Genomic DNA, 16561 nt, shown 5'->3' on the forward strand with positions numbered 1-16561 from the left:
TCTGCGCGTGACAGGAAAGGCAGCCGCGGCCCATCAGACGCTCGTCAGGTGCGGCGCCGGTCCCCAGCGACTGCGCGGTGAGCAGATCGTTGGGATGCCGCACGTGCGAGTGGCACTGCTGGCACAGCATGGGCACCGGCGCGACCAGCAGCGCGTGCTGGTTGGAGCCGTGAGGCAGTTCAGGCAGTTGTCGCGTACGGGCGCGTGCTCGAACAGGAAAGGGCCACGTTTTTCCGCGTGGCACTGGTAACAGGTCTCGTTGACCGTGTCGGTCTTGATAAGCGCGTTGTTGAATCCGCCGTGCGGGTTATGGCAATCCACGCAGGCCATCTGCCCTTCAGGCAATGGCATGTGGGACCGGCGGTTGAACTGCTGGCGGATATCGGTGTGGCAGGTGGCGCATGTCTCGTTGATCGAGGGCTTGGCCATCAGGCCTTCCGCCGACAGCCGGGCCATCGGATTGTGGCAGTCACTGCAAGACAGCTCGTTGCGCTGGTGCACTGAGCCGGTCCACTGGTCACGCGGGCCGCCGGAATGGCACCCCAGGCAAGTGGCGGTCTGGGTCTCGATGGGGCTGCCGCCTTCATGGCTGAAGGCGATGATCAGGCCCTTGGCGGTGGGATCCTGCGCATGCCTGGAGCCCGGGCCATGGCAGGTCTCGCAAGTGGGGGTCTGGGGATCGGCAGCCTCGGCGACCTGCATGCCCAGCGCGTGGGTTGTGTGGGCGAAATTCTGTGCTTCGCGGGAGTGGCAGGCGGTGCACGTGGCCGCTCCGATCGGCGTCGCATCCATGGCCAGCGGGTTGTTGGCAACCCTCGCACCGGCGAAGCCCGGTGGAACATCGAAGCCGTGGGCCGCGACCGGACCGTCGCTGCCAAAGTGCGTGGAAGGGAGTCGATGCGGGTTCTCGGCGCTCACACTTTGGGCCGCGACGGGAGCCCGCCAGCCGGCCATGACGAGTGCAGCGATCGCTACTGCCACGAGGGTCAGGAACATGCGCATCGAATTCCACCTTTACTGGCGCGCCGCATCGCGGCGGTTGGCTCGCGTAATCGGAATTACAGCCTAACCATAAAGGCAACATTCAGCTTTCGTCAATCGCAAAAACTGCCCTGCGGGCCAAGGCTCAGCGGGGCAGGGCGCCATAGAGAAAGGTATCAACGCCTGCGAGGGCCGCTTTTACCGCCTCGCCGATATCGGGCGTCCCCAGGTGTCCGCTGGACATCCGCAGCACCAGATCGCCGGTCATCAGCATTCCCAACTGCTGTGCCGCGACATCCGCTCCTTGCGGAAGGACCAGGGCCCCGGTGTCCCTGTGGTGGCGCAGATAACCCGCCAGCAGCTGGTTGTTGGGAACCACGGCGTGGTCGAAATACCAGTCGCGCAGCGCCGGAAACGCCGGGCCCTCGCCAACGATCAACCGATGGAGCACTTGCGATTCGGGCGACAGCATCGCCTCCACGAAGTGCTTCGCCAAGCGATGCAAGCCTTCGTCGGCCGGCAGCGTGGTCAGGCAGACGTCGTGGAAGACGAGGGTGAAGCGATCGGCCTGGCGCTCGATGATGGCGTGTGCGAGGCCTTCCTTGTTGCCGAAGGCAGCGTAGAGGGTCGACAGCGAGCCTCCTGCGAGGCTGACGATGTCGCTCAGGCGCGCCTGGCGGTAGCCCTTCTCCAGGAATATCCGGGTCGCAGCCTCGACGAAGCGGTCCACCCGCTGCTCGCCGCGTTTGCGCAGCCCGGCGCTCGCCCGCGAAAGCGACGCCGGCGGCGGAGCGCTGCGGCCTGTTGGAGGCACGACTGGAGAGTTCATGTTGGCTGGCCGGTCATCTCGACTGGCCGCCGAGGCATCGACAAATCGGGTCTGGTCACGGGAAACCGCTTACGGGGTGAGTTTGATCGCACCCTTCATCATCGCCGAATGCCCCGGGAAGCTGCAGAAGAACGAGTAAGGTCCATCCGCCAGCTTCGCAGGGTCAATGCTCACGGACGTGGTCTCGCCGCCTCCGATCAGCTTGGAATGCGCGATCACGCGGGAGTCGCCAGCCTTGACGTAATCGGCATCGATTCCTGCTTTCATGCCATCGGCGTCGATTCCCTTCATGTCGGCCGGTTTGGCAATCACCACGTTATGGCCCATCACGTTCCTGGGCAGCTTGCCGGTGTGTTTGAGATTGATGGTGAATGACTTGCAGGACTTGCTGACGTCAATCTCGGAGAGGTTGTATTTCATCGCGTCGGTGCCTTCAAGATCCACCGAACAGGTGGCGGCCCATGCCGAGGGCGCGGCCAGCGACAAAACCATTGCGAGGGCGAGGGGACGGATCATGACGGTTTCCCTTCACGTCGAGATGGCGGGAGTGCCACCTCGGGGAGCTAGCGTAACGCCGATTACATTGCTGTCGGATGAAGCCGGGGTTGCGGGACCGCCTGGCTTCAGCGGCTCAGATCTCCGCCACCCTTCCGCGCAGCGAGTTGGCCATCACTTCGGTCACCACGATGTCGACGAACTGTCCGATCATCGCCGGATCGCCGGCGAAGTTGACCGAACGCATGTTCTCGGTCTTGCCGGTCAGCTCGTTGGCATCGCGGCGCGAGCGTCCTTCCACCAGCACCCGCTGGGTGCTGCCGAGCATCGATCCGCTGATCCGTCGCGCGTTGTCGTTGATCGCCGCCTGCAGGCGGGCCAGCCGCGCATGCTTTTCGGCGTCGGTCGTGGTGTCCTCCAGGTCCGCCGCCGGCGTCCCGGGACGGCGCGAGTAGACAAACGAGTAGGACTGGTCGAACCCGACGTCCTCGATCAGCTTCATCGTCTTCTCGAAGTCAGCCTCGGTCTCGCCGGGAAAGCCGACGATGAAGTCCGAGGAGATCGAGATGTCCGGTCGCACCGCACGCAGCTTGCGGATCTTCTGCTTGAACTCCAGCGTCGTGTAGCCGCGCTTCATCGCCGCCAGGACGCGGTCGCTGCCGGCCTGGACCGGCAGGTGCAGGTAGTTGGCCAGCTCCGGGACGTCGCGGTAGGCCTCCACCAGCGAGTCGGAAAACTCCAGCGGATGCGAGGTTGTGAAGCGGATCCGCTCGACGCCTTCCATCTGGGCGATCGTCCGCACCAGCAGGCCGAGGTCGGCTATGTCCGCCTGGCCGTCCTCGCCGCTGATCATTCCCGCGTAGGCATTCACGTTCTGTCCGAGCAGATGGATTTCGCGCACGCCTTGCGCAGCGAGCTGGGCGACCTCCACCAGCACATCCTCGAACGGCCGGCTGACCTCTTCGCCGCGGGTGTAGGGCACCACGCAGAAGCTGCAGTATTTGCTGCAGCCTTCCATGATTGACACGTACGCGGAAGGTCCTTCTGCTCGGGGCTCGGGCATCCGGTCGAACTTCTCGATCTCCGGAAAGCTGATGTCGACCTGGGGGAGGCCGGATTCACGCCGGTTTCGGATCAGCTCGGGCAGGCGGTGCAAGGTCTGGGGTCCGAACACCAGATCCACATAGGGCGCGCGCTTGACGATGGCGTCGCCTTCCTGGCTGGCCACGCAGCCACCCACGCCGATCAGGACCGGCTTGCCATCCTTCTTCAGCGACTTCCACCGCCCCAGCCGACTGAATACCTTGTCCTGCGCTTTCTCCCGGATCGAGCAGGTATTGATCAGGATCACGTCGGCGTCGGCGGCGTTGCTGGTCAGCTCCAATCCGTCCGAGGCGGCGAGCACGTCAGCCATCTTGGCCGAGTCGTACTCGTTCATCTGGCAACCGTGTGTCTCGATGAACAACTTGCCGCGCGGCGCAGTTGCCGCAACGGGTTCTTCGGCAATCGGGCTTGAGGGGGTGGAATCGGTCATGGCGGTCCGGGACCGGCGCGGAAACTGGCTTCAGAACCTCGAAGCCGGGCGCCCGCGTCGGGCCTCTAAAAAGAAGGAATGCGTCAGTCTAACGGCCGAAGAGCGCGAAGGGTGTCCCGTTTTCGCTAGCGCACACTTGGCAAAGACGCCGTGAAAGGTGAAACTGCCGTTCATGAGGGGGTCAAGTCTAGTCATCGGTCTGGCGTTTGCGCTGGCCGCAGTCCCTGCCGTTGCCGGCAGCGTCTACCGCTGTGAGACGCCTGACGGGACGCGCAGCTACGTCAGCAAGCGCATTTCCGGTGCGCAGTGCCGCGCGGTCAGCACTGACCCGGCCCCGTCCCGCACATCGGCACCGGCCATCGCCAGCCAGGCACGAGCTCCGGCCGCGATCAGCGCGACAGCGACCTCCGCACCGGATCCTTCTGCTCCGGCGACATTCCTGACCAATGCGGCTCCTGTCAGTCCGGTGAAAGCCGGCGCTGGCAGCTCGCGCACGGTGCAGGGGCAGGTCTACTCCTACATCAAGGATGGCGTGCGTCATTACACCAGCACGCGGCCCAAGGGTGTTGCGAGTGCAGGCCAGGTGCGGACCATTGCCTACAGCTACGTGGAAACCTGCTTTGCCTGTGGCGCAGCGAAGGGTGTCAACTTCGGCAACGTGCGCTTGAACCGGGAGGCTTACCGGGACGAGATCGCCGCGGCCGCCAGCTCGCACGGCATCGACGAGGCGATCGTGCGCGCGATCATCCATGCCGAGTCGGCGTTCAATCCCAATGCGCTGTCCCGCGTCGGCGCCCAGGGCCTGATGCAGCTGATGCCGGCCACAGCACGCCGCTTCAAGGTCAGCAATGCATTTGACGCAGGCCAGAACATCCAGGGCGGGGTGGAATATCTCGCCTGGCTGCTGAAGCGCTTCGACGGCAACCTCACCCTGGCCGCCGCCGGATACAACGCGGGCGAGGGCGCGGTCGACAAGTACAAGGGCGTTCCGCCTTACAGCGAAACGCAGCGCTACGTCCAGCGCGTGGGTGTATTGGCCGAGCGCTACCGCGCAACCAATTGATGGTTCGTAGGCACCGGGTGCGGGCGGTGGGCGCTTTCGATTGTCGGGCTGTTCATCCATCCGTTACACTTCCACGTCTTTATGAGCCGCCAACCGTCGCCAGTGGTGCCGGGTGCGCGGTGGAGCTTCGATTACCAGCTTTGCGGAGTGCCGGATGACCAACCCAGGGGTCAATGATCCTCAACACGTGCCTGTCGGTGATCCCGTCGGCGATCCCGTCTACGAGCCCGTCAACAAGGGTCGTCGCCGTTTCCTTACCGCAACCACCGCCGTGATCGGCGCCGTGGGCGCTGGCGTTGCGGCTGTGCCGTTCATCAAGTCGTGGAACCCCAGCGAGCGGGCCAAGCAGGCCGGCGCGCCGGTGACCGTCGACATCACCCCGTTGGAAGCAGGCCAGCGCCTCGTGCGCGAATGGCGGGGCCAGCCGATCTGGATCGTGCGCCGGACCGAGGCCATCCTTGAGGCGCTGCCGACCCTGGATGACCATCTGCGTGATCCCATGTCGGAGAACCCCGACCAGCAGCCGGAATATGTGCTGGAAGAGTTCCGCGAGCTGCGCTCGATCAAGCGTGAGGTCTCCGTGCTGGTAGGCCTGTGCACGCACCTGGGCTGCTCCCCGGAGATGAAGGCGGAAATCCGCCCCGAACCCTTCGACACGGCCTGGAAAGGCGGCTATTTCTGCCCGTGCCACAAGTCCAAATTCGACATGGCCGGGCGCGTGTACGAGGGCGTTCCGGCACCGACGAACCTGCTGGTGCCGCCGCATTTCTATGCCGACGACAACACCATCGTGATCGGCCTCGATCCCTCTTCCAACCAGGGAGCAGCCTGAGCCATGGCGAACATCTTCACCCGCAGCGCCAATGGCGTGATGGACTGGGTCAACGAGCGCGCGCCCGGCATGATGCCGGTGTACCGCAAGCACATGACCGAGTACTACGCGCCGAAGAACTTCAACGTCTGGTACTACTTCGGCGTGTTGGCGATGGTGGCGCTGGTCAACCAGATCCTCACCGGCGTCTTCCTGACCATGCACTACAAGCCCAGTGCCGCCGAGGCGTTCTCCTCGGTCGAGTACATCATGCGCGACGTGGAGTGGGGCTGGCTGATCCGCTACATGCACTCCACCGGTGCCTCGCTGTTCTTCATCGTTGTCTACATCCACATGTTCCGCGGCCTGATGTACGGCTCCTACCGCAAGCCGCGCGAGCTGGTGTGGATCCTGGGCATGCTGATCTACCTGGTCCTGATGGCCGAAGCCTTCATGGGTTACGTATTGCCGTGGGGCCAGATGTCGTTCTGGGGCGCCAAGGTGATCATCTCGCTGTTTGGCGCGATTCCGGTGATCGGCCCTGAGCTGACCGAGTGGATCATGGGCGACTACCTGCCCTCCGATGCCACCCTGGGCCGGTTCTTCGCCCTGCATGTGATCGCTTTGCCGCTGGTGTTGTTGCTGCTGGTCGTGCTGCATCTGGGCGCGCTGCACGAAGTCGGCTCCAACAACCCCGACGGCGTGGATATCAAGAAGGGTCCGAAGGGCAACCGCTGGGATCCCAACAAGCCCGCGGACGGTATTCCGTTCCATCCGTATTACACCGTCCACGACCTCGTCGGGATCGGCTTCTTCCTGATGGTCGCGGCGTTCATCATCTTCTTCGCGCCGGCCTTCGGTGGCTGGTTCCTGGAGCACGACAACTTCGTCGAGGCCAACCGCCTGGTGACGCCGGAGCACATCAAGCCGGTCTGGTATTACACCCCGTTCTACGCGATGTTGCGGGTCATCCCCGACAAGCTGGGTGGCGTGATGGTCATGTTCGGTGCAATTGCGATCCTGTTCGCGGTGCCGTGGCTCGACCGCAGCAAGGTCAACTCGGTCCGCTACAAGGGCTGGATCACCAAGGCGATGCTGACCATGCTGGTGGTGTGCTTCATCTGGCTGGGCAAGATCGGCGCCGGTCCGGGTACCGACCCGGTGGAGACGCAGATCGGTCGGGTGCTGACCTTCCTGTACTTCGCGTTCTTCATCACGATGCCGCTGTGGACGAAGATCGACAAAACCAAGCCGGTGCCAGAGCGGGTGACGACCCATGAGTAGTCCGTCGATCTCCCTTACTGCGCGCTCTACCACGGTCAAATCGAACATGGTTGCCAAAGTTGCCCTCTTCTTCGCCGGCCTGCTGGTGTCGGCCGCCGCTTTCGCCGCCGGTGGCGGCGCGCTGCAGCAAGCAGACACCGATCTCAACGACCGCGGGTCGCTGCAGCGCGGTGCCAAGCTTTACCTGAACTACTGCGCCGGCTGTCACTCGTTGAAGTACCTGCGCTATTCGCGCATGGCGACCGACCTGGGCCTGACCGAAGACGAGGTAATGGAAAACCTCGTGTTCACCGATGCCAAGTTTGGCGACCACATCGAAACCGCCATGCCCGCGGCAGGCGCCACCGAGTGGTTCGGCAATGCACCGCCGGATCTGAGCGTCATTTCCCGCGTGCGCGGTGCGGACTGGCTGTATACCTACCTGAAGTCGTTCTATCTGGATGAGACGTCGGCGCTGGGCTGGAACAACAGCCTGTTTCCAAACGTGGCCATGCCCAACCCGCTGTGGGAGATGCAGGGCCTGCAGCACGCGGAATATGGCGCGGCGGATGCCACCGGCGCCCGCGCGATCACCGGTTTGACGGTGACCCAGCCCGGCACGATGGACGCCAAGGAGTTCGACCAGTCTGTACGCGACATCACAGCATTCCTCGAGTACGCCGGAGAGCCGGCAATCCTCAAGCGCCCGGGTATCGGCGTGTGGGTGATCCTGTTTCTTGCGGTGTTCACGTTCTTCGCCTGGCTGCTCAACAGGGAGTACTGGCGGGACGTGCACTGACAGTAGTTGGGGCCGTGACGACTGTCCACGCTGGGTGGTCAGCGTCTTGCGTCCGGCGGATTCCGGGCGTTGGAGAGGTCGAAAATGGCGTCAAGCCCACGTATGCGTAATGCCCTTACCCTGTTTTCCTCGAATGACTGCGTGTTGTGTCATCGAGTCCGGCTGGTATTGGCGTCCAAGGGCGTTACCTACGACCTGATTTCGGTGGATCCGCAGAATCCGCCGGAGGACCTCATCGACCTCAACCCCTACCACTCGGTGCCGACCCTGGTCGAGCGCGACCTTGTGCTGTACGCGGCCAGCGTGGTCAGCGAATACCTGGATGAGCGTTATCCGCACCCGCCGCTGATGCCGGTTGATCCGTTGTCGCGGGCGCGCCTGCGCCTTGCGACCCTGCGCCTGGAGCACGACTGGGTGCCGCAGGTGCAGGCGATCCAGATGGGCACCAAGGCCCAGGCCGATGCCGCGCGCAAGCGCCTGAAGGAACTGCTGACCGCATCGGTTCCCCTGTTCAACGCCTTCAAGTTCTTCCTCAACAACGAGATGAGCCTGGCCGATTGCGCGATGGCACCGATCATCTGGCGCTTGCCCTCGCTTGGCGTTGCCCTGCCAAAGGATGGCAAGTCGCTGGAGGATTACGGCAGCCGCATTTTCCGCAACCCCGGTTTCGCGCGCAGCCTGACCGAGCAGGAGCGGCGCCTGAACGAACTGCCGGTCTGAGGCGACAGGTGTACGAGCGGGGCACGACGGCGGCCCCGGAATCGGGTCTCTGCTCTAAACTGGCCGTATGAACGACGAAACCCCAGTGATGACCAGTCACCGCCCGTACCTGCTGCGGGCGCTGTATGAGTGGATCGCAGACAACGAAATGACCCCGCACCTGCTGGTCGACGCGACCCGCAGTGGGGTGCAGGTGCCGCTGCATGCCGTGAGCGAGGGACGCATTGTTTTGAACGTCGCCCAGCAGGCCGTCTCCGGGCTGGAGATGACCAACGAGCTGATCCGTTTCAGTGCGCGCTTTGGCGGCGTGAGCCAATCGATTTCCGTGCCGACGCACGCCGTAGTTGCCATCTACGCCCGCGAGACCGGGCAGGGCATGGTGCTGCCGGAAGAAACCGGCGAGGAAGCGGGCGCTGGCGACAACGCGCCGGCTCCGTCCGCCGCAGGGGGCACCCCGCGGCCGGCGCTGAGCGCGGTTCCCAGTGACACGTCCAGCACTGAGGACCGTGAGGGCAACGGCCATGATCCCGGCCCGGACGGCGACGGAACCGATCCGGGCCCGCGACGCGGCGGGCACCTGCGGGTCGTCAAATAGTCTGGTCCACGGGCCCGACGAAGGACACCATGCGCCAACCGCGCAGCACCAGACGGCCGACATGGCGGTCCTCGCCGTCGCGCGAGTAGTCGAAGCGGAAGGTCCGCTCCCATCCCAGCCAGCCGTCATCGCCGCGGTACAGACGCATGCCCATCACATGCACGGTCTGGTCAAGCAGTTGCACGCCGGCCGCCGTGCAGGCCTCCCGACCCAGCACTTCTGCCCGTTCGGCGGCCCCGCGGCCCGCGCTCCAGAAAGCAAACGCCACTGATCCGACGATCATCACGATCAGCATCGTGGGCACGGTCAGCCGGCCATCGGCGGCGCGCCGAGCTTGAGCGAGAGGTCGATGGCGTGAATGTGCTTGGTCAGTGCGCCAATGGAGATGAAGTCCACGCCGTCCTGGGCGATCGCGCGCAGTCCGGCAAGGTCGACGCCGCCTGAGACTTCCAGCGGCGCGGGGCGTGCATGCGCGGCGTTGATACGCACCGCCTCGCGCCGGGTCGCTGCGCCGAAATTGTCGATCAGGATGCGGTCGCAGCCCTCGTCCAACGCCTCGCCCAGCTCCACCAGTGTCTCCACCTCGACAATGAGCGGCAGGTCGGGCTGCAACCTCCGCGCGGCCCGGATTGCCGCGCCGATCGAACCGGCGGCGCGCACGTGGTTTTCCTTCAGCATGACGGCGTCGAACAGGCCGATCCGATGATTCACCCCGCCCCCGGCGCGCACGGCGTATTTCTGCGCCAGGCGCAGTCCCGGGATGGTCTTGCGGGTGTCAAGGATCCGGGTGCCCGTCCCTTCGACGGCGGCGACATGAAGCGCTGTCGTCGTCGCAGTGCCGGAAAGCGTCTGCATGAAGTTGAGCGAGGTGCGCTCGGCGGTGACCAGCGCCTGCGCACGGCCTTCCAGAATGGCCAGCACGGTTCCGGTCGTAACGCGATCGCCCTCTGCAACGTGCCACTGGATGCGGACGTCGGGATCCAGCGCGCGGTGGCAGGCATCAAACCACGGACGGCCGCACACCACGGCGTCTTCCTTGCACAGCAGGTAGGCGGAGTCGGCGTGGTCCGACAACAGCGCGGCCGTGACGTCACCGCCGCGGATGTCCTCCGCCAGGGCGCGCGATACATCGTCGGCCACGCAGTCAGGGGCGCGCAGCGTCTCGCTCATGCCGGCGGAAATCCTTCGACCTGCCGGGATGCGATCGCTTCCTCTGCCAGCAGGACCGGGATGCCGTCGTCCACTCGGTAGACATGCGCACGATCGCGGGTAACCAGGGCCTCGCGAAGCGCTTCTGTCTGTGGGCTGCCGTCAGCGCGCAGCACGCCACCACCCGCTATCGCCTCGTTGAGCGACTTCAGGCTTCGGCTGTCGAGCATCGCCAGGGGTTGGCGGGTCGTCGGGCAGACAAGCAGGTCGAGCAGTTTGCGGTCCATCGGGCCGGTGTCTCCAGTGGTCGGTCCGCGGGTACGCGGCGGACGGCATTGTCGGGACGCGCGCGCTCATGGCGCTTGCGTGTGTGCCCGGTAGAATACCGTTTTGCCGTAGGGTCCAACCATGACAGACACCGTGCAGGCGCCGCTGGTCGGCCTTGTGATGGGCTCCCGTTCCGACTGGGAGACGATGCAGCATGCGGCCGCGCGCCTTGAGGCACTTGGGATCTCCCATGAGGTTCGGGTGGTTTCGGCGCATCGCACGCCGGATGTCCTGTTCGACTATGCCGCCACCGCGGCCGGGCGGGGCCTGCGGGCGATCATCGCCGGCGCGGGCGGCGCGGCGCACCTGCCAGGCATGCTGGCGGCGAAGACCGCGGTGCCGGTGCTCGGCGTTCCGGTCCAGAGCAAGGCGCTCAATGGCATGGACTCGCTGCTGTCGATCGTGCAGATGCCGGCGGGCGTGCCCGTAGCCACGTTTGCCATCGGCAATGCAGGGGCCATCAACGCGGCGCTGTTTGCCGCGGCGATGCTGGCCGCCGATCATGCCGACGTCGCCGCGGCGCTGGATGCCTTCCGCACCCGCCAGACCGCCGATGTCGCCGGCAGCGACGATCCGCGCCAATGAAGACGGTCGGCATTCTTGGTGGCGGCCAGCTCGCGCGCATGATGGTGTTGGCGGGAGCACCTCTGGGCGTGCGGTTTATCGTCCTCGATCCGGCGCCCGATGCGTGCGCATCACAGGTGGCGCCGATGGTGAACGGCGGTTTCGCCGATGCGAACGCGCTTGACGAATTCGCGGCGCGCGCAGATGTGGCCACGTTCGATTTCGAGAACGTGCCCGCCGCGTCGGCCGACTCGCTGCTCCAGCGCCTGCCGGTGTACCCGAATCCCCGCGCGCTCGGCGTCGCCCAGGATCGACTGGCGGAAAAGACCCTGTTCGGCGAACTGGATATTCCCGTTGCACCGTTCGCGGTGGTCGACAATCGTGCACAACTGGACGAGGCGATTGCCAGCGTCGGCACGCCCTGCATCCTGAAGACCCGGCGCCTGGGCTACGACGGCAAAGGGCAGTTCCGCCTGCTCTCGCCCGCCGATGCCCAAGCCGCATGGGACGCGCTGGGCGCCCAGGCGTCAAAGGTCGGACTGATCCTGGAGGGCTTCGTCGAGTTCGAGCGCGAGCTCAGCGTGGTTGCGGTGCGCGATCGCCACGGCGAGTTCCGCAGCTGGCCGGTGACAGAGAACTGGCACGTCGACGGCGTGCTGTCGGCCAGCCTGGCGCCAGCCAGCGTGAGTGATGCTCTGGCCGAGCAGGCAACCAGCCACGCCCGCAAGGTCGCCGATGCCCTGGACTATGTCGGCGTGTTCGCGCTTGAGCTGTTCTGTCGCGACGGTGAGCTGCTGGCCAACGAGATGGCGCCGCGCGTGCATAACTCCGGTCACTGGACCATCGAAGGTGCGGAGACGAGCCAGTTCCAGAACCATCTGCGCGCAGTGCTGGGCCTGCCATTGGGGGCGACCCGGATGCTGGGCCACGCCTGCATGCTCAACTGGATCGGCGCTATGCCGGCGCCGGAAGCGGTGCTGGGTGAACCCTCCGGCCATTGGCACGACTATGGCAAGGCCGCCCGCGAAGGCCGCAAGGTCGGACATGCGACGTTGCGCGCCGATTCCGCCGCCGAACTGGCTGCCGCGCTCGAGCGCGTCGGCGATTCACTCGATCGCGCGGGGCAGGTGACGCCGGTGGTGGAACGGTTGCGGAAGCTGGATCGCGCGTAGCCAACGCACCCGGGTAGCCGGGGGCGAGGCGGTTGGAACCTGGCGCGCCCTCAGGAGGTGCGCTGCAGGACCAGCTCGAGCACGAACTTGCTGCCGAAGAACGACAGCACCAGCAGCACCATCGCCACCAGGGTCCAGCGGACGGCAACCGCGCCCCGCCAGCCGTACCGCCAGCGACCCACCAGCAACGCGCCGAAGGTCAACCAGGACAACACGCTGAGCACCGTCTTGTGGACCAGATGCTGCGCGAGCAGGTCGTCAACGAACAGCACGCCGGTGAGCAGGGTCGCCGAAAGCAGCACGAAGCCGACCTTGATGGTGCGGAACAGCAGCGTCTCCAGCTCCACCAGTGGCGGCAGCGCACGAAGCCAGCCGTGGATGCTGCGGCGGCGCAGTGCGCGTTCCTGCAGCCAGAGCATGATGGCCAGCAGGGCCGCCAACGCCAGCGTGGCGTAGGCCAGCAGCGCCGTCCAGGCGTGCAACTGCAGTCGCCAATCGAGCGATTCCGGCGCCGCATGGCCGTGCAGGTGATAGCCAATCAGGGTGGCCAGCGCCAAGGGGAAAACCACCACACCCAGCGCCGCCATCCGGCCTTTTGCGCCGACCACCACGGTCATCGCGGCCATCCCCAGGGAGACCAGCGAGAGCGCCGCGTAGAAGTGCATATCGGCGCCACCGATGCCACGCCAGGCCGCCAGGTGCGTGCCGGCGTGCAGCAGCACCGCGCCGATCGCCGGTGCCAGCCAACCGCGCCCAGCCGCTTCCCTGCTGGCGAAGTTCGCGACCAGCAGGCCGGTGGCAAGCAGGTACAGCAAAACGCTGATGAGAACGATTGTCATCGGCAAAGTGTCTCACGACGCGATCGCCGCTGGCTCACGCCAACCGCGCCGCACAAGGGATTTTGAGGGTGCCGCCCGACCACGCGGCCTGAGGCGCAGGCGTGATCTTCGCATGGGACGTGCAAGCCCGTGACAGCCCGACAAGCCTGGGTTGTGCAAGCCCGTGAAGGCCGGGACAGGCCCCGGGCGCGCACCCATACATGCGGGCGCTGCCGCCCGGTGGAGGCGGGCTATACTTGGCGACCATCTTTCCACCGTCCTTCTCCGGGTACCTCCGCATGTTCGAATCCCTGACCCAGCGCCTGTCCGGCACCATCGAGCGGTTGCGTGGCCGCGGCCGCCTGTCGGAGGAGAACATCCGCGAATCGCTGCGCGAGGTGCGCATAGCCCTGCTGGAAGCCGACGTGGCGTTGCCGGTCGTGCAGGCGCTCATCGAGCGCATCAAGGTGCGCGCGGTGGGTCAGGAAGTGCTCAAGTCGCTGACCCCGGGGCAGGCGCTGATCAAGGTCGTGCGCGACGAGATGACCGCGGTGATGGGCTCGCAGGCCAACGAGCTCAACCTCAACGTGCCTGCACCGGCGGTGATCCTGATGGCCGGCCTGCAGGGCGCGGGCAAGACCACCACCACCGCCAAACTGGCCAAGCACCTCAAGGACAAGCGCAAGAAGAAGGTCATGGTGGTCAGCGCGGACGTCTACCGCCCGGCCGCGATCGAGCAGCTGAAGACCCTCGCCGAGCAGGTCGAGGTCACCTTCTTCCCGTCCAGCACCGACCAGAAGCCTGAAGCGATCGTGCGCGCCGCGATCGAGGACGCGCGCAAGTCCTTCATCGACGTGCTTATCGTCGATACCGCCGGTCGCCTCGCGATCGACGAGGCGATGATGGCCGAGATCCAGGCCCTGCACGCGGCGGTGAACCCGGTGGAGACGCTGTTTGTGGTCGATTCGATGACCGGCCAGGACGCGGCGACCACGGCCAAGGCCTTTGGAGAAGCGTTGCCGTTGACCGGCGTCGTGCTGACCAAGACCGACGGCGACGCACGCGGCGGCGCCGCGCTGAGCGTGCGCTACATCACCGGTAAACCGATCAAGTTCATCGGTGTCAGCGAGAAGCCCGACGGTCTGGACGTGTTCCATCCCGACCGGGTGGCCAGCCGGATCCTCGACATGGGCGACGTGCTCTCGCTGGTGGAGCAGGTCGAGGGTCAGGTCGACCAGGACAAGGCGCAGAAACTCGCCGAGAAAGTCGCCAAGGGCAAGAAGTTCAACCTGGAGGACATGCGCGACCAGCTCGAGCAGATGCAGAGCATGGGCGGCATCTCCAGCCTGATGGACAAGCTGCCGGGCATGGGCCAGGTCCCGGAGTCGGTGAAGTCGCAGGTGACCGGCAAGGAAGTGCCGCGCCTGGTGGCCATCATCAACTCGATGACCGCCAAGGAGCGCCGCAATCCGGCGCTGCTGAACGGCTCGCGCCGTGCCCGCATCGCCCGCGGCGCAGGCACCACGCCGGCCGAGGTCAACAAGCTGATGAAGCAGTACCAGCAGATGGAAAAGATGATGGGCAAACTCGGCCGCGGCGGCATGAAGGGCATGATGCGCGGCATGAAGGGAATGATGGGCGGACGCGGCGGGATGCCCTTCGGCTGAGCCACTTCCCTTTGCTGTACGCGATCCCCTACAATTGCAGGCTTACCTCGCCATTCCGGCGACTGGGCAACACAGGACATCACAGACCATGGTCAAGATTCGACTGACCCGCGGCGGCGCCAAGAAGCGTCCCTTCTACCACATCATCGTTACCGACAGCCGCAGCGCCCGCGACGGCCGCAACATCGAGCGCCTGGGTTTCTACAACCCGGTGGCCGCTGGTGGCGAGAAGCGCGTGGAGCTCAACACCGAGCGCGTGAAGCACTGGGTCGGTACCGGCGCGCAGATGTCCGACAAGGTCGCCCTGCTGTACAAGGAAGCCTTGAAGTCGGCTGATGCTCCGGCCACCACTACGGCTCCGGCCGCGGCCTGATTTACCGGCGGTGCGCCTGGCGCACTGCCAACCACGATGAATGACTCCGGGCACCGCATCCTCCTTGGCAGGGTGCTTGGTGCCCTTGGTCTGCGTGGGGAAGTCAGGATCGAATCCTGGACCGAGCCCCGCGACGCCATTTTCCGCTACCAGCCCTGGACCCTGCGCGACGCACAGGGCAACGAGCGTGCGTGCAGCGGCGTGCGCGGCAGGGACACCGGCAAGCACGTGCTCGCCATCTTCCCCGAGGCCGCAGACCGCGACGCTGCCGAAGCGCTGACCGGGCTTGAGATCCATGTGCCGCGCAGCGCATTGCCGCCGCCGGCGCCCGGCGAGTATTACTGGGCCGATCTGGAAGGCCTGCGGGTCCGCACCGTCGAGGGTGTCGACCTGGGGCGCGTATCCCACCTGTTTTCTACCGGCGCCAACGACGTGCTGGTGGCGCGTGACGACGAGCGCGAACGGATGATTCCCTTCGTCCAGCCGCAATACGTCACCGCCATCGACCTGGAGCAGGGACTGGTCACCGTCGATTGGGACCCCGAGTTCTAGCGCCGGCATGCGCGTCGATGTCATCAGCCTGTTCCCGGATTTCATTGCCCAGTGCGCCGCCTTTGGCGTGACCGGGCGTGCGGTCGAGCGGGGCCTGATGTCGCTGCATGGCTGGAACCCGCGCGACCATGCGCAGGGCAATTATCGGCGGGTCGATGATCGGCCATTCGGCGGCGGTCCGGGAATGGTGATGCTGATCGATCCGCTGCGCTCGGCGTTGAACGCGGCCCGCGCGGCGGACCCGCGGCCGGTGCGGACCATCTACCTGAGCCCCCAGGGTGCGCCACTGACCCAGGCAAAAGTGCACGAGCTTGCGGGCCGTGAGCGGCTGCTGCTGTTGTGCGGCCGCTACGAGGGTATCGATGAACGCCTTATCGCCGCCGAGGTCGACGAGGAACTCTCCATCGGTGACTACGTACTGTCCGGTGGCGAGCTGGCGGCCGCGGTCGTGGTCGATGCGGTCGCACGGCTGCAGGAGGGTGCGTTGAACGACGCCGAGTCCGCCGTCCAGGACAGCTTCGAGGACGGATTTCTCGACTGCCCGCATTACACGCGGCCGGTCTTGCACGAGCTGGGATCGGTACCGGATGTGTTGATGTCCGGCAACCACGGCGACATAGCGCGCTGGCGCCGGCAACAGTCCCTTGTGAGGACGATGCAGCGGCGCCCGGATCTCTTCGAGGAACACGCATTGTCCAAGTCCGACCGGAAGCTGCTGGAGCAGTGGCGCGCCGAGCAAGCGGAACCCGATACCGCCAGCTGAAGTCGGGATTCGGCGTAGAGGCGTCACCATCGCGAGCGCGCCGGTCCGGCGCGACCGTACAGCCCGCACTGGCAATGGCCGCCGTA

20 protein-coding genes are annotated in these 16561 nt (G+C 65.6%); 12 read left to right on the forward strand and 8 right to left on the reverse strand.

Going from position 1 to position 16561, the window contains the following annotated elements; all coding sequences use genetic code 11:
• Nucleotides 1-33 precede the first annotated feature (33 nt).
• From INQ43_RS13035 to miaB, 4 genes are all read right to left on the reverse strand, one after another.
• A complete protein-coding gene (locus INQ43_RS13035; RefSeq protein ID WP_343221403.1) occupies nucleotides 34-996 on the reverse strand; it encodes a DmsE family decaheme c-type cytochrome in 963 nt (320 codons plus the stop codon).
• Nucleotides 997-1126: 130 nt separating this feature from the next.
• The gene (locus INQ43_RS04565) at nucleotides 1127-1810 is read right to left on the reverse strand and encodes a TetR/AcrR family transcriptional regulator (protein ID WP_194035294.1); all 684 of its coding nucleotides are present in this window, start codon (nucleotides 1808-1810) and stop codon (nucleotides 1127-1129) included.
• A 69-nt stretch (nucleotides 1811-1879) separates the two neighbouring features.
• Complete coding sequence (gene azu, locus INQ43_RS04570) at nucleotides 1880-2326, reverse strand: azurin (protein ID WP_194037242.1); 447 nt, start codon at nucleotides 2324-2326, stop codon at nucleotides 1880-1882.
• A 115-nt stretch (nucleotides 2327-2441) separates the two neighbouring features.
• On the reverse strand, nucleotides 2442-3839 hold the full coding sequence (gene miaB / locus INQ43_RS04575) for a tRNA (N6-isopentenyl adenosine(37)-C2)-methylthiotransferase MiaB (RefSeq protein WP_194037243.1): 1398 nt from the start codon (nucleotides 3837-3839) through the stop codon (nucleotides 2442-2444).
• Nucleotides 3840-4011: 172 nt separating this feature from the next.
• Between miaB and INQ43_RS04580 the strand changes: the two genes are divergently transcribed.
• The 6 genes from INQ43_RS04580 (at nucleotide 4012) to INQ43_RS04605 (ending at nucleotide 9090) form a co-directional block, all read left to right on the forward strand.
• The gene (locus INQ43_RS04580; RefSeq protein WP_194037244.1) at nucleotides 4012-4902 is read left to right on the forward strand and encodes a lytic transglycosylase domain-containing protein; all 891 of its coding nucleotides are present in this window, start codon (nucleotides 4012-4014) and stop codon (nucleotides 4900-4902) included.
• Nucleotides 4903-5056: 154 nt separating this feature from the next.
• Nucleotides 5057-5734: a ubiquinol-cytochrome c reductase iron-sulfur subunit gene (gene petA, locus INQ43_RS04585; RefSeq protein WP_194037245.1), complete on the forward strand. Its 678-nt coding sequence runs from the start codon at nucleotides 5057-5059 to the stop codon at nucleotides 5732-5734.
• A 3-nt stretch (nucleotides 5735-5737) separates the two neighbouring features.
• Entirely contained in the window at nucleotides 5738-6997 is a 1260-nt protein-coding gene (locus INQ43_RS04590; protein ID WP_194037246.1) for a cytochrome bc complex cytochrome b subunit, read from the forward strand.
• Between the two features lie 46 nt (nucleotides 6998-7043).
• Entirely contained in the window at nucleotides 7044-7775 is a 732-nt protein-coding gene (locus INQ43_RS04595) for a cytochrome c1 (RefSeq protein ID WP_194035300.1), read from the forward strand.
• An 84-nt stretch (nucleotides 7776-7859) separates the two neighbouring features.
• The gene (locus INQ43_RS04600) at nucleotides 7860-8495 is read left to right on the forward strand and encodes a glutathione S-transferase N-terminal domain-containing protein (RefSeq protein WP_194037247.1); all 636 of its coding nucleotides are present in this window, start codon (nucleotides 7860-7862) and stop codon (nucleotides 8493-8495) included.
• Nucleotides 8496-8562: 67 nt separating this feature from the next.
• The gene (locus tag INQ43_RS04605; RefSeq protein WP_194035302.1) at nucleotides 8563-9090 is read left to right on the forward strand and encodes a ClpXP protease specificity-enhancing factor; all 528 of its coding nucleotides are present in this window, start codon (nucleotides 8563-8565) and stop codon (nucleotides 9088-9090) included.
• Here the strand turns inward: INQ43_RS04605 and INQ43_RS04610 are convergent.
• From INQ43_RS04610 to INQ43_RS04620, 3 genes are read right to left on the reverse strand one after another with little or no spacing between them, the layout of a single operon-like run.
• Entirely contained in the window at nucleotides 9083-9394 is a 312-nt protein-coding gene (locus INQ43_RS04610) for a DUF3301 domain-containing protein (protein ID WP_194037248.1), read from the reverse strand. The two genes, INQ43_RS04605 and INQ43_RS04610, sit on opposite strands and share 8 nt — an antisense overlap.
• Before the next feature lie 2 nt (nucleotides 9395-9396).
• On the reverse strand, nucleotides 9397-10260 hold the full coding sequence (gene nadC / locus INQ43_RS04615; protein WP_194037249.1) for a carboxylating nicotinate-nucleotide diphosphorylase: 864 nt from the start codon (nucleotides 10258-10260) through the stop codon (nucleotides 9397-9399).
• Complete coding sequence (locus INQ43_RS04620; protein ID WP_194035304.1) at nucleotides 10257-10526, reverse strand: Trm112 family protein; 270 nt, start codon at nucleotides 10524-10526, stop codon at nucleotides 10257-10259. Before INQ43_RS04620 ends, nadC begins: the two co-directional genes overlap by 4 nt.
• A 121-nt stretch (nucleotides 10527-10647) precedes the next feature.
• Here INQ43_RS04620 and purE point away from each other — a divergent pair, with 121 nt between their 5' ends.
• Entirely contained in the window at nucleotides 10648-11151 is a 504-nt protein-coding gene (gene purE, locus INQ43_RS04625) for a 5-(carboxyamino)imidazole ribonucleotide mutase (protein ID WP_194037250.1), read from the forward strand.
• A complete protein-coding gene (locus INQ43_RS04630) occupies nucleotides 11148-12302 on the forward strand; it encodes a 5-(carboxyamino)imidazole ribonucleotide synthase (RefSeq protein ID WP_194037251.1) in 1155 nt (384 codons plus the stop codon). Before purE ends, INQ43_RS04630 begins: the two co-directional genes overlap by 4 nt.
• Nucleotides 12303-12352: 50 nt before the next feature.
• Here INQ43_RS04630 and ccsA read toward each other — a convergent pair whose 3' ends face one another.
• The gene (gene ccsA, locus INQ43_RS04635) at nucleotides 12353-13141 is read right to left on the reverse strand and encodes a cytochrome c biogenesis protein CcsA (protein WP_194037252.1); all 789 of its coding nucleotides are present in this window, start codon (nucleotides 13139-13141) and stop codon (nucleotides 12353-12355) included.
• A 278-nt stretch (nucleotides 13142-13419) separates the two neighbouring features.
• Here ccsA and ffh point away from each other — a divergent pair, with 278 nt between their 5' ends.
• The 4 genes from ffh to trmD all read left to right on the forward strand — a co-directional run bounded on the left by ffh (nucleotide 13420) and on the right by trmD (nucleotide 16475).
• Nucleotides 13420-14787 (forward strand): signal recognition particle protein, encoded by a 1368-nt coding sequence (gene ffh, locus INQ43_RS04640; RefSeq protein WP_194037253.1) that lies wholly within the window; start codon nucleotides 13420-13422, stop codon nucleotides 14785-14787.
• 88 nt (nucleotides 14788-14875) lie between these two features.
• On the forward strand, nucleotides 14876-15160 hold the full coding sequence (gene rpsP / locus INQ43_RS04645; protein ID WP_194037254.1) for a 30S ribosomal protein S16: 285 nt from the start codon (nucleotides 14876-14878) through the stop codon (nucleotides 15158-15160).
• 36 nt (nucleotides 15161-15196) lie between these two features.
• The gene (rimM, locus tag INQ43_RS04650) at nucleotides 15197-15712 is read left to right on the forward strand and encodes a ribosome maturation factor RimM (protein WP_194037255.1); all 516 of its coding nucleotides are present in this window, start codon (nucleotides 15197-15199) and stop codon (nucleotides 15710-15712) included.
• Nucleotides 15713-15719: 7 nt separating this feature from the next.
• Nucleotides 15720-16475 (forward strand): tRNA (guanosine(37)-N1)-methyltransferase TrmD, encoded by a 756-nt coding sequence (trmD, locus tag INQ43_RS04655; protein ID WP_194037256.1) that lies wholly within the window; start codon nucleotides 15720-15722, stop codon nucleotides 16473-16475.
• Nucleotides 16476-16561: the final 86 nt, after the last annotated feature.

The organism is Lysobacter sp. H23M47, assembly GCF_015209765.1.
Lineage (GTDB): Bacteria > Pseudomonadota > Gammaproteobacteria > Xanthomonadales > Xanthomonadaceae > Novilysobacter > Novilysobacter avium.